Source organism: Microcystis sp. LE18-22.4A (genome assembly GCF_027531105.1).
GTDB classification, from domain to species: Bacteria; Cyanobacteriota; Cyanobacteriia; order Cyanobacteriales; family Microcystaceae; genus Microcystis; species Microcystis aeruginosa.
In genome coordinates, this window is the sequence record NZ_JAPZRB010000033.1 from 1 (window position 1) to 3,321 (window position 3,321).

Below are 3,321 nucleotides of genomic sequence, written 5' to 3' on the forward strand. Positions count from 1 at the left end.
TCGTGAGTCTTGAGCCGTGCGCCGGTCTTCAGGAGATGATTTTGAGTTATTCTAACCACCCCCTTTCCCCCCCCCCCCCACCCCCCGTCCCCCTAACCCCTATTCCCCACCCCCCCACTTCCCCACACCCCACACCCCACACCCCACTCCCATCTCTGATAACTGAAAATAATGAGTCTAGAATCTACTGCTAACGAGGCGATCGCTCATAATTTAGAGCAATTCCTGCTAGTTTTGACCATTTCCTTGAGTGTCGCCACTTTATCGAGAACCGTTGCCTTCCTCCGCAAAATTCCCTACACCCTGCTGTTAGTTATTGTCGGTATGGGTTTAGCTTTTTTAGATTTGCGTCTAGTTAATCTTTCCCCGGAATTAATTCTGGAAATTTTTCTGCCTCCCCTCCTTTTTGAAGCCGCTTGGAATATTCCTTGGGCTAAATTAAAGGAATATTGGGTTACTATCGTCCTTTTTGCCGTTATCGGGGTGATTATCTCCGTTTTGGGAGTCGCCTATCCCCTACATATCTTTGCTAATTTACCCCTATCGATCGCTTTTCTGTTGGGTGCTGCCCTAGCTGCCACCGATCCCGTCTCTGTGATTGCCCTATTTAAAGAATTGGGGGCCAGTAAAAAACTAACGATCCTGATGGAAGGGGAAAGTCTCTTTAATGATGGGGTCGCTGTGGTCGCTTTCGTCCTCTTGGTGGGGATTCCCTTGGGAGTCGATACCTTTTCCGTCCCCGTGACGATCGCTCGTTTCTGCACCTTTGTGGGGATTGGGATCGGTGTCGGTTGCGTGATCGGTTTCGGCATTTCCTACCTTACCCAACGCTTCGATCTGCCTTTCGTGGAACAGTCTCTCACCCTCGTTTCTGCATACGGAACCTATCTCGTCACGGAAAAATTAGGCGGATCCGGTGTGATTGGGGTGGTAATTGTCGGGATTATTCTCGGTAATCTCGGTTCCCGCATTGGTATGAGTCCCCGCACGCGCCTGGTAGTTAGCGAATTTTGGGAATTTATCGCCTTTTTTGTCAATTCCATCATCTTTTTACTGATCGGCGATCAAACCCGTTTTGAGAGTCTTGGTAGTCACTTAACCGGGATTTTAATAGCGATCGCCGCTATGGTGGTTTCCCGTTTGCTGTCCATTTTTGGACTAGGGGGAATTAGTAACCTAATTACGGGCAATAGGATCAGTTTTAAGGAAAGAACGGTGTTATGGTGGGGAGGATTGCGCGGTTCGGTTTCGATCGCCCTAGCGTTAAGTGTTCCTACGTCTATCCCCTACCGTCAAGAAATTATTGACGTGGTTTTTGGGGTGGTTTTATTTACTTTATTGGTGCAAGGATTATCTATACAATGGCTGTTAAATGCCCTCAATCTTATCGGTGATCAACCGATTCGGAGCGAATATTCGGCCTTAATTGCTCGTCAAATTGCTTTAACTAGGGTGTCTAATTATCTGCAACAACCAGAACGTTTTCCCGATATCGATCCCGAATTTTATCGCCACAAAAAAACTCTGGTGGAAGGACAATTAAAGTCCTTGCGGGATCAGTTGCAAAAATTACTACAGGAACATCCACAATTAAAAGATGTGGTGGCCGAACAATTTCAAGATACTTTACTCGATATCGAAGCTAATACCTACGCAGAATTAATTCGAGCCGGTCGTTTAAATGAAAATCTCGTTCCCCTTTTAGTGGAGGTAGAAGAAGAAAAAGAGATGGTTTAATGATCAAGTCATGGAAAATCAAAGAATTTTTGCTAAAAATTGCTGAGTTCGATCGGATTGGGGATGATTAAAAAATTCTGCTGGGGGGGCAATTTCCAAAATTAAACCCTGATCCATAAATACCACTCGATCGGCCACTTCTCGCGCAAATCCTACCTCGTGGGTGACACAAACCATGGTCATCCCCGATTTGGCTAAACTCTGCATCGTTTCCAAGACTTCTCGCACCATTTCTGGGTCTAAAGCTGAGGTGGGTTCATCGAATAACATCACCTTCGGCTGCATGGCCAAAGCGCGAACGATTGCCACCCGCTGCTGTTGTCCTCCCGATAACTGAGGGGGATATTTAAGTGCTTGTTCGAGAATACCAACTTTTTCGAGGAGTTTTCTCGCTATTTCCTCCGCTTGCGCTTTTTTCCAACCGCGAACCCACATGGGACCGAGGGTGACATTATCTAATACCGTCAGATGGGGAAAGAGGTTAAATTGTTGAAAAACCATGCCGACTTCCTGACGGATTGCCTCGATATTTTTCAGGTTGTGGGACACAGTTATTCCGTCAATAATAATGCGGCCTTTTTGATAGGATTCTAACCCGTTAAAAGTGCGAATAAAGGTGGATTTTCCCGAACCGGACGGCCCCATAATCACGACAACTTCCTGTTTATTAACGGTGAGATTGACTCCCCGCAAAGCATGAAAGCGGTTATCATACCATTTTTCCACCGCTTCGGCAATTATAATCGGTTCACTGTTGTGAGAGTCCATATTTTTGAGAGTTTATTGATTATCTGTATCGGGAAACCACTGTTTCTCAAGAATTTGTCTCAGAGAGTAGGGACAAATTATCGGTAAATTTTTTAATCCTGTCTTTTTTTCGGCAATTAAGCGAGCGTTTTCATAGATATTGTCTAACTCTAGTTCTAGAAATTTGCTTAAATTGGTGGTGAGCTTATCTTCTAATTGTACTCGAAAAGTGATCATCTCTGCCGTCCAATGATTACTATTTCTTTCTCTTTCTGTTGTCCAAAATTGATAGAGTAGCAGCTGGATTATTATTTGCAAACTTAAACTTTTAACAGCAGTTTTTTCGCTCCGTCCTAAAGTTGCCAACTCCTCGATCAAATGTTCGTAATCTAACTGATCTAACTGACGATTTTTTAATAACTCGATCGTCTCGCTTAACCAGCGATCATACTCCCGTTCATAAAGCTGTTCTAAAGCAAGCATTGTCTTTGATCAAATGGGGACATTATTAAAAATAACCCGTTCCTAGAAATGATAGCATAAAAGATGCGGTTGATTAGTGTAAATATTTTTTATTTAGTTTTAAACGGAGATATTTCCGCATAATTAACTGATTTTATCGAATTTATTCATATTTACACCGAATAAACACCTGAATTGATTGAGGCAATAATCCTGACTGTACCCGAAGAAGTTGGGTTCTTCGGTTTTTGTTATGCAATGGACGGGGGTTATAAGGGATGGAACCCTTATATAGAAAGGCATTTGGCGATTTTTGTCAATTATTTTTGATCTAGAGCGAACTAATCAATTAAGTCTCTTGCCAGATAAGGATTT

Annotated in this window: 3 protein-coding genes; 1 reads left to right on the top strand and 2 read right to left on the bottom strand. The window is 43.3% G+C overall.

The features are described 5' to 3' along the window. Positions 1–171: 171 nt before the first annotated feature. On the top strand, positions 172–1,737 hold the full coding sequence (locus tag O9295_RS01575) for a cation:proton antiporter (protein WP_288031158.1): 1,566 nt from the start codon (positions 172–174) through the stop codon (positions 1,735–1,737). Between the two features lie 18 nt (positions 1,738–1,755). Here the strand turns inward: O9295_RS01575 and O9295_RS01580 are convergent, their stop codons facing one another. Together O9295_RS01580 and O9295_RS01585 are read right to left on the bottom strand one after the other, a co-directional pair. Then, entirely contained in the window at positions 1,756–2,505 is a 750-nt protein-coding gene (locus O9295_RS01580) for an amino acid ABC transporter ATP-binding protein (protein ID WP_002762440.1), read from the bottom strand. 12 nt (positions 2,506–2,517) lie between these two features. Continuing rightward, positions 2,518–2,967, bottom strand: coding sequence for a DUF29 domain-containing protein (locus O9295_RS01585; protein WP_185238064.1), 450 nt, complete (start codon positions 2,965–2,967; stop codon positions 2,518–2,520). Between the last annotated feature and the right edge of the window lie 354 nt (positions 2,968–3,321).

Bases quoted from the DNA above. Each gene is read 5' to 3' on its own strand.
- O9295_RS01575 (WP_288031158.1), top strand. From the start codon at position 172: ATGAGTCTAGAATCTACTGCTAACGAGGCGATCGCTCATAATTTAGAG.
- O9295_RS01580 (WP_002762440.1), bottom strand. From the start codon at position 2,505: ATGGACTCTCACAACAGTGAACCGATTATAATTGCCGAAGCGGTGGAA.
- O9295_RS01585 (WP_185238064.1), bottom strand. From the start codon at position 2,967: ATGCTTGCTTTAGAACAGCTTTATGAACGGGAGTATGATCGCTGGTTA.